At 65.0% G+C, this 16253-nt stretch carries 16 protein-coding genes; 7 read left to right on the forward strand and 9 right to left on the reverse strand.

The window, feature by feature from the left end:
- The 3 genes from FGL94_RS18305 to FGL94_RS18800 all read right to left on the reverse strand — a co-directional run.
- Window positions 1-2149 (reverse strand): BGTF surface domain-containing protein (locus tag FGL94_RS18305; RefSeq protein ID WP_186313388.1); only part of this gene is annotated, 2149 nt, incomplete at its 3' end.
- 1100 nt (window positions 2150-3249) lie between these two features.
- The gene (locus tag FGL94_RS10160) at window positions 3250-5826 is read right to left on the reverse strand and encodes a BGTF surface domain-containing protein (protein WP_144924343.1); all 2577 of its coding nucleotides are present in this window, start codon (window positions 5824-5826) and stop codon (window positions 3250-3252) included.
- Entirely contained in the window at window positions 5823-5957 is a 135-nt protein-coding gene (locus FGL94_RS18800) for a hypothetical protein (RefSeq protein WP_277752619.1), read from the reverse strand. The genes FGL94_RS10160 and FGL94_RS18800 overlap by 4 nt, the downstream gene beginning before the upstream one ends.
- Before the next feature lie 465 nt (window positions 5958-6422).
- Between FGL94_RS18800 and FGL94_RS10165 the strand changes: the two genes are divergently transcribed.
- Together FGL94_RS10165 and FGL94_RS10170 are read left to right on the forward strand one after the other, a co-directional pair.
- Window positions 6423-6647 carry a ribbon-helix-helix domain-containing protein gene (locus FGL94_RS10165; protein ID WP_144924347.1) on the forward strand — a complete coding sequence of 75 codons (225 nt, stop codon included), beginning with the start codon at window positions 6423-6425 and terminating at the stop codon, window positions 6645-6647.
- A complete protein-coding gene (locus tag FGL94_RS10170; protein WP_144924350.1) occupies window positions 6640-7362 on the forward strand; it encodes a queuosine precursor transporter in 723 nt (240 codons plus the stop codon). Before FGL94_RS10165 ends, FGL94_RS10170 begins: the two co-directional genes overlap by 8 nt.
- A gap of 35 nt (window positions 7363-7397) precedes the next feature.
- Here FGL94_RS10170 and FGL94_RS10175 read toward each other — a convergent pair whose 3' ends face one another.
- A complete protein-coding gene (locus FGL94_RS10175; protein WP_144924353.1) occupies window positions 7398-8429 on the reverse strand; it encodes a WD40/YVTN/BNR-like repeat-containing protein in 1032 nt (343 codons plus the stop codon).
- A gap of 81 nt (window positions 8430-8510) precedes the next feature.
- Between FGL94_RS10175 and FGL94_RS10180 the strand changes: the two genes are divergently transcribed.
- Window positions 8511-9242: a DUF5781 family protein gene (locus tag FGL94_RS10180; protein ID WP_144924356.1), complete on the forward strand. Its 732-nt coding sequence runs from the start codon at window positions 8511-8513 to the stop codon at window positions 9240-9242.
- 433 nt (window positions 9243-9675) lie between these two features.
- Here FGL94_RS10180 and FGL94_RS10185 read toward each other — a convergent pair whose 3' ends face one another.
- Window positions 9676-11070 carry a hemolysin family protein gene (locus FGL94_RS10185; protein ID WP_144924358.1) on the reverse strand — a complete coding sequence of 465 codons (1395 nt, stop codon included), beginning with the start codon at window positions 11068-11070 and terminating at the stop codon, window positions 9676-9678.
- 188 nt (window positions 11071-11258) lie between these two features.
- Here FGL94_RS10185 and FGL94_RS10190 point away from each other — a divergent pair, with 188 nt between their 5' ends.
- The 3 genes from FGL94_RS10190 (at window position 11259) to FGL94_RS10200 (ending at window position 12718) form a co-directional block, all read left to right on the forward strand.
- Window positions 11259-11519, forward strand: coding sequence for a glutathione S-transferase N-terminal domain-containing protein (locus FGL94_RS10190; RefSeq protein WP_144924361.1), 261 nt, complete (start codon window positions 11259-11261; stop codon window positions 11517-11519).
- Between the two features lies 1 nt (window position 11520).
- The gene (locus FGL94_RS10195; RefSeq protein ID WP_144924363.1) at window positions 11521-12030 is read left to right on the forward strand and encodes a redoxin domain-containing protein; all 510 of its coding nucleotides are present in this window, start codon (window positions 11521-11523) and stop codon (window positions 12028-12030) included.
- A gap of 88 nt (window positions 12031-12118) precedes the next feature.
- Window positions 12119-12718: an L-threonylcarbamoyladenylate synthase gene (locus FGL94_RS10200; protein WP_144924366.1), complete on the forward strand. Its 600-nt coding sequence runs from the start codon at window positions 12119-12121 to the stop codon at window positions 12716-12718.
- Window positions 12719-12751: 33 nt separating this feature from the next.
- On the opposite strand, the gene FGL94_RS10205 is transcribed toward FGL94_RS10200, so the two are convergent.
- The 3 genes from FGL94_RS10205 to FGL94_RS10215 form a co-directional block, all read right to left on the reverse strand.
- Window positions 12752-13018, reverse strand: coding sequence for an HAH_0734 family protein (locus tag FGL94_RS10205; RefSeq protein ID WP_004049300.1), 267 nt, complete (start codon window positions 13016-13018; stop codon window positions 12752-12754).
- Between the two features lie 93 nt (window positions 13019-13111).
- Complete coding sequence (locus tag FGL94_RS10210; RefSeq protein WP_144924369.1) at window positions 13112-14932, reverse strand: ribosome biogenesis/translation initiation ATPase RLI; 1821 nt, start codon at window positions 14930-14932, stop codon at window positions 13112-13114.
- Window position 14933: 1 nt separating this feature from the next.
- Window positions 14934-15242 carry an EMC6-like membrane protein gene (locus FGL94_RS10215; RefSeq protein ID WP_144924372.1) on the reverse strand — a complete coding sequence of 103 codons (309 nt, stop codon included), beginning with the start codon at window positions 15240-15242 and terminating at the stop codon, window positions 14934-14936.
- Between the two features lie 361 nt (window positions 15243-15603).
- Here FGL94_RS10215 and FGL94_RS10220 point away from each other — a divergent pair, with 361 nt between their 5' ends.
- A complete protein-coding gene (locus FGL94_RS10220; protein ID WP_144924375.1) occupies window positions 15604-15885 on the forward strand; it encodes a MarR family transcriptional regulator in 282 nt (93 codons plus the stop codon).
- A gap of 20 nt (window positions 15886-15905) precedes the next feature.
- Here FGL94_RS10220 and FGL94_RS10225 read toward each other — a convergent pair whose 3' ends face one another.
- On the reverse strand, window positions 15906-16226 hold the full coding sequence (locus tag FGL94_RS10225; protein WP_449405029.1) for a DUF7536 family protein: 321 nt from the start codon (window positions 16224-16226) through the stop codon (window positions 15906-15908).
- Window positions 16227-16253 lie beyond the last annotated feature (27 nt).

Consider the following 16253-nt stretch of genomic DNA (forward strand, 5'->3'; position numbering starts at 1 on the left):
CGTCCGTCTCGTCCGTCTCGTCCGTCTCGTCCGTCTCGTCCGTCTCGTCCGTCTCATCCTCAACCTGCTCGACGAGGATGGCGTCGACTTCTTCGACGTTGGTGCTGCCGACGCGGAAGCGGAGCGTCCCTTCGTTGTCGACTTCACCCTCGGTCGTGTCGAGAGTCGCGTTGAACGTGCCGTCCTCGGAGATCTCCGCGTCGTCATCCGTCAGGATGAACTGCGGAGAGACGCCCGAAGCCGAGCGCAGGCGGACGCTGATCTCCGAGCCCGGAGCGACGTTCGTCGTACCGGTGATCGAGGATTCCTCGTTCACACCGACTTCGACGAAGTCGTCAGCGTTCTCGTTGTCGAAGGTCGCCGAGCGCTCCTCCATCGTGAAGGTGGCCTCGGCAGACGCTTCGTTACCAGCCGCGTAGTACGGGAACGTGTCGCGCGTACCTGCGGCGTCGTCCCAGTTGGGGGTCACGCCGTCGCCCGTACCGAAGCTGTAGCGGTCGTCCTCGTCGGTCACGTATTCGTACGTGACATCGAAGGAGTCACCGTCCGACACCGAGTCGAACGTGCTGTCGTCGCTCGTGTCGGCGACGACGAAGAACTGACCGTCACCGAAGTAGACGGTCGTCTGGTCGAAGTCGAGCTCGGCCGGGTCCTGGTTCGCAGTCGCCGACGTCGCTTCGACGTTGAAGTTCACGCCCTGGGAGTCGTCATCAACGAGTTCAGTGAGGTAGTCACCTTCGACGCCCTCGTTGAGTTCGTTAAGCGGGACACCGGACCGCTGAGCGATGTCGCCTTCGATACCGTCGGCTTCGACCTGGATGACCAGACGGTCGTCCAGAGCGATGTCTTCGCTCGCAGTAACGTCTTCGAGCAGCGCGCTGACGTCGTCAGACGCGTCAGTGTCGTCAGACGGAGCCGTGTGCGTCGTGACGCCGTCGATCGTCGGCTCGACGAGGTCGAGCGTCGAGATGTCGAGTTCGTCCTCGACGACGAGGTCACCGTCGCTGTTGACGGTGTACGCGCCGTTACCGCTCGCGATCAGGTCGTACTCGCCAGCCTGAGCCGGCCGCACCAGCTCACTCTGGTCGAGTCCGCTCTCATTCGTACGGAAGTCTTCAGCGGTGGTATCACCAGCAGTGATGGAGTCGCCATCTTCATCGGTGAAGGTGGCGCCCTCGTTTGCCGCATCTGTCTTGACGATATCATCTGCCGACTGGTAGGCGTTGCTCGAGTTGTTCGTGCCGAGCGTACGCGTGTTAACCTGGAAGGTCACTTCGTCGTCGTCGTCGTCGTCCTCAACGTAGACGACGTCGAAGAAGCCGACGTCCTCTCCGCCGATGCTGACGAAGGTGCTGTCGGAGTCCTCGAGTTCGACACTCATGTTCACGACGTCACCGGCCGCGTCGGTGACGACGGAGTCAGAGAAGCTCGCGTCCGTGTCCTCTTCCTCGAGGGTCACCGAGGCAGTGTCGGACGCTTCCGTGTCGTACACTTCAGCCGTGAACTCGTACTCGCCGGCGTCGATCGAGGTGTTGCTGAAGTTGGCGATCAGCGCGTCGTCACGGTAGCCGCTAACGATGTACTCATCGTCGTCACTCGCAGCGGATTGGTCGATAGTGTCGTCACTCGGGTTGTTTGTGCTGTTACCGAACAGTGCTTCGAGTTCCTCGTAGTCGAGGCCGTCAGCACTGATGTTCATAGCGTAGTTGTTCCGGCGAGAGTCAACGTTGAGCTCGGCCGACTCCTCACCGGTGTCGTAGCTTGCCTCTTCCCAATCGATGCTGATATCTTGAACAGTCAGCTCGAAGGTATTGTCTCGAACCTCATCGAGCTGCCCGTCCTTGCCGTTAGGCCCACGCAGGAAGTACTCGCCAGATTCGAGATTTTCGGTATCAATCGAGACATTATTGCCTTCTGCATCGTACTCTGCCTCGAATGTACTCTCAGTGATGTTATCTCCGTCGTACTCATCTACCGTTCTGAGCACGTAGGTCTCGCCATCAGTGATACCATCACCTGTCGCATTAACATCCTGTCCCTGATAGACGATACTCGGATTTGTGTTGTCGCCGACTTCGAAGTCGACGTTATCATTCCCTGTTGCGGCTGCAGCAGAACCGGCGAAGCCGGCAAAGCCGACAGCAGTCATGGAAAGGACCATGATTACGCTGAAGAAGACCGCACCGGCCTTCTTGCGTGTTGTATTATTGTCGTTTGTCATTTGTGTTGTGTGTTGTCTGCATCGCGTTGGCAGCTTTCTCGTTGACCGTGGTCCCCCGTTCCGCATCGCACCGACAACCTCGTCGAGGTCGCAACCAAACCCGGTCTCGGATAGTTACTCCCAGGCTTATGGGGTACTCCACGTCTAACACATGGCGGTCCTGATAAATACTTTGTGTCTATGTTTCTGTGTGTTATTCCATACCAAATACCGCTACAGCCCGTCATACGCCTATTTAGGCTGAAATAATCCAAAACGTGTTATTCAGAGATGTTTTTCGACCGTCATGAGATCTGATGCACTAATCGCAACGGTTATTAACATCAGTATAACTGGACTAAATGGTCCCCAAAAGGGCGGCGAACGTGTTCTCTTTGGGTAGGGAATCTCGTTTCGCGTCCCCATCGTTTTTCACTGTGAGCGGTCCGCTGATCGAGGGCGATACGACGCGTCGCGTGTCGGATGCCCCCACTGAAGCCGTGTGCTTCCTCCGGACGTCGCTGTCGGATACCTCCCACGGCTGAAGCCGTTGGCTTCCTCCTTGTCCCGCTGTATGTGTGACGGCGCCCGTCGTGCCCGAGCTGCTCGGCACCACGTCCGCACCACGCCGAACACGTCCGACCTCGAGCGCGGGCTCCACTCCGCGAGATCGCGAACGAGACGCACGACGGCAGAGTGAGACGGGAGAATCCGACGGAGCCGAGCGCAAGCGGGCGTGGGAGCCCCACCGCAACGAGAGAGGCGACTCGGTGGAAGTGGATACCTCGAAACGAATCGGAGGGACAACGGCCGACGACAGCGTCGTCGAAACCGTCGTATCGGTGCCGCATGAGGGTCGGCGGGCCGACGTACTGTCCCTACCGCTCTCACCCGATCACGGAGGGCGTGCGAGTGGCGACTGACCGTCACGCGGACACAGGGCCACCGACGAGAGGCCCGAGCGCTGTCGCTGGACGCGTAGTCCGATAAAGAAATACCGCGAGGGAGTCGGCCCGCGAGGGCCGGTAGTTGCGAGTGTCGCTGCTGCGTTACTCGTTCCGCCGCGTCGCGAGGAGCGCAGCCGCGATGAGGGCGACGAGCGCCACGATGGCACCGAAGCCGGGCGTCCCGTCGTCGGTTTCACCGTCTCCGCCGTCCTCACCGTCGGTCTCGTTGCCGTCCGTACCGTCTTCACCGTCTTCGCCGTCCTCGCCGTCTTCCGCTGCCTCGATGGTCAGCGTGCCGGTCTGCTCGTCGTCGTCGGTGGCAACGCCGTGCGTGTAGTCACCGGCGTCGAGTCCGGACGTGTCCGCGGTGAACTCGACCGTGGTGCTGTTACCGGCACCGAGTGTGACGTCCTGACTGTCGAGCTCGTCGCCGTCAAGCGTGAGCGCGACACTCTGGGTGCCTTCGCCGTTACCGGTGTTCTCGATCGTCGCCGACACGTCGACCGAGTCACCGGCGGTGGCGGTCGCCTCTTCGGGGCTCAGGTCCGAGACCTCGAAGGTCGCGGTTTCCTCGACACCCTCAACGAGGATGGCGTCCATTTCTTCGACGTTGGAGCTGCCGACGCGGAAGCGGATCGTTCCCTCGTCGTCGACTTCACCCTCGGTCGTGTCGAGGCTCGCGTTGAACGTGCCGTCCTCGGCGATCTCCGCGTCGTCGTCCGTCAGGATGAATCCGGGGGAGACGTCAGACGCCGAGCGCAGGCGGACGCTCACGTCCGAGCCCGGGGCGACGTTCGTCGTGCCCGAGATGGACGCTTCTTCCCCGACGGGGACCTCGATCTGGTCGTCAGCGTTCTCGTTGTCGAAGGACGCCGAGCGCTCCTCCAGCGTGAAGGTAGCCTCCGCGGACGCGCTCGTCTCGGGCGCGAAGTACGGGAACGCGTCCTCGATCTCGCCGTCGTTGTAGTCGCCGCCGGCGGTAGCGAAGCTGTAGCGTTCGTCCTCGTCGGTCTCGTACTCGTAGGTGACTTCGAAGTCGTCACCGTCGGAGACGGAGCCGTCGAACGTGTCGTCGTTGCTCGTGTCGGCGACCACGAAGAACTGACCGTCAGCGAAGTAGACGGTCGTCTCCGAGAAGTCGAGGTCGGCCGGGTCCTGGTTCGCAGTCGCCGACGTGGACTCGACCTCGAAGGTCACGCCTTCTTCATCGTTCTCGACGAGGTCGGTGAGGCCACTGCCGTCAACGCCCTCGTTGAGGTCGTTGAGGTTCGCACTGGTGGACTGCGCGACGAAGCCCTCGACACCGTCGGCTTCGACCTGGATGACCATGCGGTCGTCCAAGGCGATGTTCTCGCTCGCGGTGACATCCTCGAGGAGTTCCTCGACGTTGTCGGCTTCGTCAGTGTTGTCAGCCGGAGCCGTGTGGATCGTCACGCCGTCGATCGTCGGCTCGGTGAGGTCGAGCGTCGCGATGTCCTGCTCGTCGTCAACGGTGAGGTCTCCGTCTTCGTCGACGGCGAACACACCGTCACCGCTCGCGATCAGGTCGTATTCACCGGGCTGGGCCGGGCGAACCAGTTCGTCGTGCTCGAGTTGGTTCATCCGGAAGTCGGTAAGGTTATCGACCGGGTCACCGTCCTCGTCCTCGTACGAGGCGTCGGACGGGTTCCGGTCGACGATGTCGTCGTCCGACTGGTAGGCGTCACCGGACTGGTTGGTGCCGAGGACGCGCGTGTTGACCTGGAAGGTCACTTCGTCGTCGTCGTCGTCGTCTTCCACTTCGACGACGTCGAAGAAGCCGACGTCCTCGCCGCCGATGCTGACGAAGGTGCTGTCGGAGTCTTCGAGTTCGACCGACACGTTGACGACATCACCGGCCGCAGCGGTGGTGATCGACTCGCCGAAGCTGGCCTCGATGTCTTCCTCTTCGAGCGTTACCGATGCGGTGTCTTCGGCTTCCGTGTCCGTCACTTCGGCCGTGAACTCGTACTCACCGGGATCGATGTCGGTGTTGCTGAAGTTGGCGATCAGCGCGTCGTCACGGAAGCCGCGAACGATGATCTCGTCGTCATCTTCCGCGGCGTCCTGCGCGATGTCACCGACCGGATCGTTATCGGTGTCCGTTTCGAACAGCGCCTCAAGCTCGTCGTAGTCGAGGCCGTCAGCACTGACGTTCATGTTGTAGCTGTTCCGGCGGGACTCGACGTTGAGCTCGGCTTCCTCTTCGCCGGTGTCGTAGGTCGCCTCTTCCCAATCGATGCTGATATCCTGAACACTCAGCTCGAAGGTGTTATCTCGAGTCTCGTCCAGTTCAGGCCCGCGGAGGTAGTAGTCGTTGGCCTCGAGACCACTCGTGTCGATCGTGAGGTTTCCATCACTATCCGTTTCGTACTCCGCCTCGAACGTACTTTCCGTGATGTCGTCACCGTCGAATTCATCTACCGACCGGAGCACGTAGTTCGTGTCGTCGTTCAGCCCCGTGGCGGTAACGTCCTGTCCTTCATACACGATACCCGGATCCGTCTCTCCGTCGACGACAAAGTCGACGTCAGTGGGGTCGTTTCCTGGTGTTTGGGCGGCGGCAGCGCCGGCAAAGCCGACAGCAGCCATGGAAACAACCATAATCACGCTGAAGAAGACCGCACCGGCCTTCTTGCGTGTAGTATTGTCGTTTGTCATTGTTTGTAGTTGTGTTCTGTGTCGACCACAGCAGCTTTCCCGTCGTCTTCGAGGGACGCCCGCTCGTCGTCGCCAACGTGGTCGTGGAGGTGCGGCCGGACTCGACTCTCGGTACTCAGTACTGCAGCCATTTGGGTAGGGGTCGCAATCAGAGAATGAACTATCAGCTATAAATGCTTTGTGGGATATAGAACAGGCAGATTCAATTAACACACACTCGTAAGCGCCTAAGACGCCCGATCTATGGGCGAAAGGAATCGTCGACAACGGCAGTAAAAGTTTAGATATCCCGAGGTGGGTGGGATGAGTACGGTTCTCGGTCGCCCGTGCGCGACATATTTTGCGGCGAAGTAGTATCGTATGGGGAACGTGGTACAGAAGCGATCCGGTCGTCTACTGGGAACGGAAGACTCATCGGGTGTCGGTCGAGCAGAACGGTCTCACTCAACGGACAGCCCGTCGACGATGTGCGATTCCACGCGGCCCGCGTGAGACAGGTCGATCGCAGGGGTCGTCCGGATCCAATCTATAATAGATATTCTCAAGAGAACCCCAGGATAATAATGCTCTTATCGCTCCGAGATGATCGACGCGGTATGCCCAAGATAAGCGTGGAGATCCCGGGTGAGTTGCTCGACGACCTCGACGGCCACGTCGGCGACGACGGGAAGTTCGTGAATCGCAGCGACGCCGTCCGCGCGTCGATCCGCAAGACGCTCGACGTGCTCGACGAGATCGACGCCCGCCACGATCGGCTCGATGACGAGTCGGGCCGGGGCGTTGCCGACTCCGACGAGTCCACCGGAGGCGACGATGAGTGAGGCGGCGACGCAGGCGGGAGGGGAGGGGCCGTTCGCGGCCGATCCGCTGGACCGCTCCGCGGTGGCCGCCGTCTCGCTGATCACGCTGTTCGTCGTCGCCTTGGCCACCGCGCAGCTCACCGCCGCGAAGGTGCTCGCGCTCCCGCTCCCGTTCGCGCTCCCGGTTGTGGGCCCGGAGATCACGCTGCCGGGCGCCGCGCTCGCGTACGCGTTGACGTTCCTCGCGTCCGACTGCTACGCCGAGCTGTACGGGCGTCGCGCGACGCAGGTGGTCGTCAACGTCGCCTTCCTCGCGAACTTCCTCGTGCTCGCGCTGGTCTGGTCCACCCTCGCCGCTCCGGGCGTGAATCCCGAGATCGCCGCCGCCTTCGACACGGCTCTCGGCCCCGCGGCCAACGTCGTCGCCGGGAGCCTGCTCGCGTACGTCGTGAGCCAGAACTGGGACGTGTTCGTCTTCCACGCGATCCGCGACCGCACCGGTCGGGGCATGCTGTGGCTGCGCAACATCGCGTCGACCGCCAGCAGCCAGGCCATCGACACCGCGATCTTCGTCGGGGTCGCCTTCTACGCCGCCCCTCTCGTCCTCGGCTCCGGGGATCCCCTCGATCCGAGCATCCTCCTCGCGCTCGGGCTCGGTCAGTACCTCCTCAAGCTCGCGATCGCCGTCCTCGATACGCCGATCGTCTACCTCGTCGTCGGCGTCGTCCGAGAGTAGCTTCGGAGCCGAGGCGCTCCGTCCCATCCCTTACTTCACTTCACAGCGAGCGCCCGCGCGGGCGACGCCGGAAGGTCCGCGGGAACTCGCTCGAACGACTCGCCAGCGTCGCGGGTCCGGTAGAGCCCCTCGTTGTGCACCGCCCAGATCGTTCCGTCCGCCCGCCCGCTCGCGAGGACCGCTCGGTAGGTCCCCTCGCCGGCCGGAATCCCCCGGTCGTCGAGGCGCTCGAAGCGGGGGCCGGAGTCGGACGCCGACCGCCGGTAGAGGTACGCCTCGCCGCGTCGGTGCGCCGCCCCCGCCCCCGAGGCCGCACTCACGATCGCCGTCTCCGGGTCGCCCGGATCCACCGTCAGCCCCCAGACGTACCCGTGATCGAGCCCCCGGTCGACGATCCGCCACGAGTCGCCGCGGTCGTCGCTCTCCGCGAACCCGTCGCCCGCGGCCGCGTACACCCGGTCCGGCGCGTCCGGATGCGTCGCGAGCGCGTGGTTGTCGCGCCGGGAGCCCTCGGGCCGGTCGACCCACGTCTCACCGCCGTCCGGCGTGACGACCAGCGCCCCGGCCTCCACGCCGACGAACCAGCGCTCCGGGTCGGCCGGAGACGGCTCGATCCATCGGACGTGGTGGGTGTCGGGTCGAGGCGGGAACGACCACTCGGACGCGGATGGGACCCCGGTCAGCCCGCCGACCCGTCCGACGGTCTCGCCGCCGTCCGCCGATCGATACGCCCGGGACGGCTCGGTACCGACCCAGACGGTCGCGGGATCGTGCGGGCTCGTCGCGACCGCGGTGACCGCCTCGGGGCCGGATCCGCCGGGACCGAGCGTCTCGGCGGCGACGCGCTCGAAGGTCTCTCCGCCGTCGGTCGAGCGGAACAGCCCCGCGTCGAACGTCCCGGCGAGCACTCGGGTGTCGGTGAGGTCCGCGGAGGGAGGTCCCTCCCCGCCCGAAACGACCGAGAGACACTCGACCGCGCGGTCCGCGAGTCGGAGCGAGACCGATCCCGTCTCCGGGTCGACGATCCGGAGCCCGTCGTCGTAGCCCGCGTAGACGCGCGTGTCCATGGTCCGAGGTTCGACGCGTGGCGGCAAAAGCCTTCGACGGGCGCAAGAGACTTACCCGGCGCTCCCGTGTGAAATGTACGCATGGACCTCCGCGTACAGGGGGATATCCCCCCCGACCCGTTTCTCGGTGCCGCCGACCTGTTCGAGACCGAGTGTTCCCTCGACGACCCGGTCCACGTGAAGGTGCGCGAGGACCCCGACGAGCGGACGTGGGCCGGCCACTACGACGGCTACCACGTCCTGAACGTCTCGAAGCGCGCCGCCACCAGCGCGATGGCCCGCGAGCTGGCCGTCCACGAGCTCTCGCACATGGCCCGCTACGAGGAGGGCCACGCCTCCCACGTCCAGTCGACCGAGGAAGCGCTGTATCTGGGGCTCGCCGGCGAGCAGGTGGAGCGTCGAAAGCTCGCGCACTGCTACCAGATCGCGAACCACATGAAGGACATCTACGCCGACGACATCACGCTCTCGGTCGCGCCCGCGGACAAGCTCCTCGGCTTCCTCGAATCGACTCTCGCGGCCGCCGTCGCCGACCGCCCCGACGTCTCGCGGGACGGCTCCCCACCGGTCACGGGCGGCGCGGACCCGGAGATCACCGCGGTCAACGCCGCGTTCGCGCTCGCCTTAGTCGAGCGCCACGACATCGCCGGCACGGACCACCGCATCTACGACCTCGCGCGCGCGGCCGCCAGCGACACCGACGCCGTCGACGTCGACGCGTTCAAGCGCCGGTTCCTCGAACTCGGCCCCGACCCCTCCGAGAGCGACTACCGGAAGGCGCTGGTCGCGGCCGCTCGGGCGTACGCCGTTTAAAGGATAAGCCGCGCCGAGAGCCTGTTTTCGGATCGGGCTTGATGGGCGACGGAGCCGACAGACCGCGACGATCGCTTATAAACGAACCGTGCGGTGGCGCGTGCCTTCGAGTGGCCGATAGGCCACGAGGAGCACGCGCGAGGGAATCGCTGGCGCCGTCGGCGCCAGCGACAGGGCGAGAGCGGAGCTCTCGCTTGCAACCGGACGCAGTCCGGTGACGAGGCTGGGGAGGCGTGAGGGGCGGGGCGGTGCTGTGCGGGGGGAGACTCAACGGGGCAGTCGCCGGCGGCTGTGCCGCCGGCTGCAAGCGAGCGCTTCGCCCTCGCGGCTGGGGCGTTGGAGGCGTTCACCGCCGATCCGCGATCAATCACTTATAAGCAACTAACCGAACCGCGAAACCGTCCGCTCTCAAGCCACAAATCGCACCCGTCTCTTACTCCGCGTCGTTCGGGGCCGCTTCGGGCTCCCCATCCGACTCCGCCAACTCGCTCTCCTCGATCGACTTGGCCACTTCTTCGGCGTCGAGGACGGTGACCCGTGCGGACATGATCCGGGTGTTGTCCACGCGTTCGATCCGGATCCGGATCCCGTCGAACTCGATCTCCTCACCCTCCTCGACGAGGCGCCCGGCGCGGTTGAACACGAAGCCGGCGAGCGTCTCGAACTCCTCGCCCTCGGGGAGGTCGATCCCGAGCATCTCGTTGACCTCGTCGATGTTCACCTCCCCTTGCACGACGGCGACGTTGTCCTCTAAGAACTCCACCGGAGCCTCCTCGTCGCCCTCCAGGATCTCGCCGACGATCTCCTCGACCATGTCCTCTAAGGTGATGATCCCCTCGGTGGTCCCGAACTCGTCGATGACGGTGACCATCTGGAGGCGGTTCTCCTGCATCTCCGCGAGCAGCTCGTCGGCGTTCTTCGACTCGGGGACGTGCAGCGTCGGCTTCACGACGCGCTCCAGCGAGGGCTCACCCTCGGAGTAGCGCAGCTCACGCACCAGGTCACGGACGGTCACGACGCCGATGATGTTGTCGAGGTTCCCCTCGTAGACGGGGACGCGCTCGTGGTCGGCCTGGATGCACTTCTCGATCGCCTCCTCGACGGAGGACTCCTTCGCGACCGCGGTGACGTCGAGACGGGGCGTCATCACCTCCTTGGCGATGGTGTTGTTAAACCGGAAGATGCGGTCGAGCATCTCGCGCTCCTCCTCCTCGATGACCCCCTCGCGCTCGCCCGTCTCGATGATGTCCTGGATCTCGTCACGGGTGACGTACGTCGACTCGATGGCGGACGAGCCACCGATGACCTTGTTGACCCCCTTCACGATGTAGTCGAAGAGGACGACGAGCGGGTACAGCGCGTACTCCGAGAGCTTCAGCGGGCGGGCGATCCGGAGCGCCCACGACTCGGTATTCTCGACGGCGTACGACTTCGGCGCGCTCTCGCCGAAGATCAACACGAGCGTCGTGATCCCGAACGTCGTCGCCAGCACCGACTCCCCCCGAGAGAGGTAGATCCCGAACAGCGCGGTCGCGATGGAGGTCATCGCCACGTTGACGATGTTGTTGCCGACGAGGATCGTAACCAACAGGCGATGGGGGTTCTGTTTCATGCCGCGGATCGTCTCCGCTCCCGTTACCCCCTCGTCGACGAGGCTGTCGACGCGGTGTTGCGGCAGGGAGAACATCGCGATCTCCGACGAAGAGAAGAACGCCGACAGCCCGACCAAGATGAGAATCGCGGCGACGCCGAAGGCAGTCACGACGCCGTTTCCCGGCATCGGTATCTGGAGGAGGTCGGCCACCGGCACGCTAGACGACAAGCCCATATTCGTTTGTTTTCTGTTGCCCCGCGATTAAAGCGTTCCCTTCGGGTACCCTCTGTGCGGGCCGAGCATCGGGTACTCTCGGGCGCCCTCCGGCGATCGACGGACATCGAAACGAACGGTTCGAGGCGTCGCCTCCCCGGAGTACCGCCGTCGACACGATTACCCGTCTCGCCGGCGAACGGCGGGACATGAGCGACCCACCGATCACCCTGTACCGGCTGCAGGCGTGCCCCTTCTGCGAGCGCGTCGTCCGCACCCTGAACGAACTCGATCTGGAGTACCGCTCGCGGTACGTCGAGCCGATGCACTCCGAGCGCAACGTCGTCAAGCGCGTCTCCGGCGCCCGCAGCGTGCCGGCGATCGTCGACCGCGAGACGGGCGTGACGATGTCCGAGAGCGCGAACATCGTGGAGTACCTGAAGGGAACCTACGGCGAGGGAGGTGCCTGAGATGCCCGACTTCGACGTCGTCTCCCTGCCCGAGACGGACCACGTCGCCGAGGGCGACACGGCGCCCGACTTCACCCGGCCGCTCGTCGGCGAGGAGTACTGGGAGGACCGCGCACTCGGCGAGGCCGTCGACGGGCCGACCCTCCTGTTGTTCCACCCGATGGACGGCGCCTTTCAGGGGACGTACCTCTACAACACCGTCGACGACCACGGCTGGGCCGACGACCTCGAGGTTCTCGGCGTCTCGATCTCGACGCCGTACGCCCACAAGCGCCTGCTCGCCGAGCGCGGCGACGGCGTCCGGATCTTCTCCGATCCCGGTGCGGACGTGATCGAGGAGTACGGCCTCGCACACGACATCGACGGAATGACCGGGATCACCGAGTCGCGGCCGGCCGCCTTCCTTCTCGACGGGGACCGCACCGTCGAATACGCGTGGGTGGCGACCGAACATCCCGAGTTCCCCGACGCCGAGGCCATCGACGACGCGATCGACCGGCTCGTCGACTGACTCCGAGGCGGCAGTTGGCGCTCCCGGTCGTCCGCACGCGTTGCCCCCACTCGTCACCCTTTTTCGCGACCGCGCCGAACGGGGAGTCGTGACACAGGACAGCGACGCCCTCCGACGAGCGGCCGAGGCGGTCGCCGACGGCGACCTCGTGGTCTACCCGACTGAGACGGTGTACGGGCTCGGCGGCGACGCCCTCGATCCCGCCGCCGTCGAACGGGTGTTCGAGCTGAAGGGCCGGGAGCGCTCGAACCCGCTCTCGCTCGGGGTCCCGAGTGTCGACGCCGCGCTCCGCTACACCGAGCCCACCGAGTTCGCGGTCGCGTTCGCCCGGGCGTTCCTCCCCGGGCCCGTGACCGTGGTCGTCGAGCGCGGCGACGCGGTCCCGGACGCGCTCACCGCCGGGCGCGACCGGGTGGGGATCCGCGTGCCGGACCACCCGGTCGCCCGCGACCTGCTCCGAGAGACGGGACCGCTCACCGCGACGAGCGCGAACGTCTCCGGGCGCGGAAGCGTCACGCATCCCGACGACCTCGACGACCGGATCCGCGAGGGAGTCGCGACCGTCGTCGACGACGGCGAAACGCCCGGCACGGAGAGCACCGTGGTCGACCCCGACACGAGGACGATTCACCGGCGCGGCGCGATGGCCGGCGCGATCGAGGCGTGGCTGGACGACCCACCGGTGTGAGAGCCGAGCCGAAACCGCAAAAGAACGGCGCCGTTAGACCGACAGCTCGCCTTTCGCTTTGATCACGTCGAGCTCCTCGGCGTCGATCGTGTCGACGTCGAGCCAGTGCGGGACGTACTCGCGCTTGTCGTAGGCCTCGCGCTCGTCTTCGGTGCCGACGGTACACCAGAGCTGGGGCTCGTCCGGGCCGTGCCAGCCGCCCTGGACGTTAATCCCGAAACACACCAGCTCCTCGCCCTCGTACTCGATCACCGCGTCCCGCCGGATCCCGGGGTCGCCGCGAATGATGAGGTGTTGCATACTCCGTCGTTTGCGGCTTCCGTGCTTAATCGCTTCGATACCGCCGATCGGTCGGTGCGAAAAGGGGACGGCTGGTCGGAAGGACGGACAGCGTTAGGTCGAGTAGTAGTACTCGCCGTCGCGCTTCTGCTGGCTATCGAGCTGCGAGCCCGGCTTGTTGATCCGGGGGCGGCCCGTCCGCTCGTCGCGCCGGAAGGTGATGTCGAGGTCGGCGAGGAACTCGTTCATCCCGTCGCGCATCTCCTGGGGCGGAGTCGCGTGCCCGCGCTCGGCCGGCTCGCCGTCGAACACCATCAGGCGGTCGGCGAGGAGGTCGATCATGTAGATGTCGTGGTCGATCACCATCACGGTCGCGTCGTGGTTCTCCGCGTACCGGCGGATCGCCGTCGTCGCGCGCACGCGCTGTTCCACGTCGAGGTGCGCGGAGGGTTCGTCGAGGAGGTAGAGGTCGGCGTCCTCGGAGAGACACGCCGCGATGGCGACGCGCTGGCGCTCCCCGCCCGACAGGTCCGAGAGGTTCTGCTCCATCACGCGGTCGAGCTGGAGCGGCTGGGCGATCTCCGTGTTCCAGTAGGAACTCCCGAAGTCGTCGGTGATCGAGGAGAGGAACGCGTCGACGCGCATCGGCTGATCGATCTCGATGTACTGCGGCTTGTACGCGATGTCGAGCGCGAAGTCGAGTTCTCCCTCGTCCGGCTCCAGCGAGCCCGCGAACAGCTTCGCGAGCGTCGACTTCCCGATCCCGTTCGGGCCGACGACGCCGAGCACCTCGGAGCGGTTGATCTCGCCGCCCTCGACGTGAAGTTCGAACTCGCCCTCGCCGTACGACTTCGTGAGCTCGGGGTACTCGATCAGCGTCTCGCTGCGCGAGGCGACCCGCGGGGCGTGTTCCTCGAAGGTGATCGCCGACGGGCGGATCCGCATGTTCTCGTTGTCGAGGTACCCCTTCAGGTACTCGTTGATCCCGTTGCGGACCGATTTGGGGTCGGTGATGACCCCGTACGCCCCCGGCTCCCCGTACGCGACGTGGAGGGTGTCGGCGAGGAGGTCGAGGATGGCGAGGTCGTGTTCGACGACGAGCATCGAGCGCTCGGCGGCGTCGTCGTCCGCGAGCTCGCGGATGAGCCGGGCGACGACCATCCGCTGGCCGATGTCGAGGTACGGCGTGATCTCGTCGAGGAAGTAGAAATCGGCGTCGCGGGCGAGACACGCCGCGATGGCGACGCGCTGGAGCTCGCCGCCGGAGATGGAGTCGATCGGCTGGTCCATCACCGGCGCGATGTTGAGCCGGTCGATGAGGGAGTCGAGCGCGCCGCGCTCGTCGGTGCGCTCCAGCAGCTCGCGGGTGTTACCGTCGAACTGGTTCGGAATCTGGTCGACGTACTGCGGCTTGCGCGCGACCGTCACGTCGCCCTCCTTCAGCGATTCCAGGTAGTTCTGCAGGCCGGTGCCGCGGAATCTGTCGAGCACGCGCTCCCAGTCGCCGTCGGCCTCGTGGTCGCCGAGGTTCGGGACCATCTCGCCGGCGAGCCCGTGGACCGCCGTCGACTTCCCGATCCCGTTCGGACCGAGGATACCGGTGACGTTGCCCGGCTCCGGGGTCGGGAGCCCGTACAGCGAGAAGGCGTTGTCGCCGTAGCGGTGGACCGGCTCCTCGTCGAGTTCGGAGGGGAGGTTGATGATCTCGATCGCGTCGAACGGGCACTTCTCGACGCAGATCCCGCAGGTCTCGCCGAGGCAGATCTCCTCGGAGATGTGGATCTGGTCCGGGTCGCCCTCGGCGGCGTCCTCGCCGCGCTTCGTGATGCACTCCTTGCCCGTCCGGTTGGGCGGGCAGTAGTTCATACACTCGTAGTTACACCGGTCGGGCTGGCACCGATCGAGGTCGACGACGGCGATGCTGTCGTCCGCCATCTCAGGCCACCAGTTGGACGCCGGACGTCGCAAGCACGGTGTAGCTGATGAACCACAGCGTGAACGTCAGAAACGCCACGTAGAGGTTGTCCTTGACCCCGAAGTCGCCGACGCCGATCGCCTTGTACAGCGGGTACTGGGCGAGTACGAACGCCCCCATCACCAGCACGAGGGTGGTGCTAGCGGCGTCGACCGGATCCGTCCCGACGTACGCGGCCGAGACGACACCGGCGGCGATCCCCGCGAGACAGCAGATCGTCGTGACGACCACGCTTCGGGTATGGCCCGTTATCCCCGAGTCGTCGCTCATACCAGTCGATCCGCGAGCGCACGTGAAAAGCCGTTCGTTCCGCCCGGCGTCCCTTCTTCGGAACGGCACTCACCGAGACGGACGGTCCGACTCGCGTCGAGCGCCCGAGTCGCGTCGAGCGCCCGAGAGCCCGCCGAGGGTCCGGGTCGCCCTCGAGATTGAACTCCGAAGATGGTCGGCCGCGAAGCGCGCGCGAGCGCCATCGCTGACTGACTGGTCAGTCTACAGCCGAGTTATCGGGTTATATTGCCGGTATTTGCCCCATAAACAGGCAAAAAGCCCCGCATACTGCGATAAAACGCCCGATCGACCGCGGTGACGCATCAACATTTATCATGATGTGCGGTTTCGATTCGTAACGATGGAAGGAACCCAAACGGAGGGGCTCGACGACCTCCCGCCGAGCGCCAAGCTCGTCTTCAAGGTGCTCGAGTACAACGGGCCGCTGACTCAGAAGGGCATCGTCCAAGAGTCGATGCTGTCGGCTCGAACCGTCCGCTACGCGCTCGAACGGTTGGAGGGGATCGGCGTCGTCGACGAGGACGTGTACTTCGCGGACGCCCGTCAGAACCTCTACAAGCTCACCGAACCGGCACAGGAACTCACCGGCGACGAGAGCGACGCTTCCTGTACCGCCGACTGACCGTCGCGTCTCCCGGTCTTCTACCGGCCGCTCTCTTTGGACACGTCTCGCGCTCCCCGTGCGGCCTCGGCGACGGTAAGCGCGACAGCGACGAGCAGCGCGAACGTCGCCGCCAGCACGAATGCCAGCAACACGAACCACACGTCCGGACCGAACAGCGGGTAGTCACGGGTGTCGATCACCGGACCGAGCAGCTCCAGAAACCGGACCGCGTACAGGAGGACCGCGAGAACCGTGCCGACGACGAGCCCGACGCGGGCGTTTCGGTAGAACGCAAGCGACTCTAAAAGGACGAGCATCGGCGGTTTGGTCGAGCGATCACCCGGACTGTCGTCGCTCACGAGCGCCATTACGGGCGCGCGCGCAAA

The organism is Halorubrum salsamenti (assembly GCF_007671685.1).
GTDB classification, from domain to species: Archaea; Halobacteriota; Halobacteria; order Halobacteriales; family Haloferacaceae; genus Halorubrum; species Halorubrum salsamenti.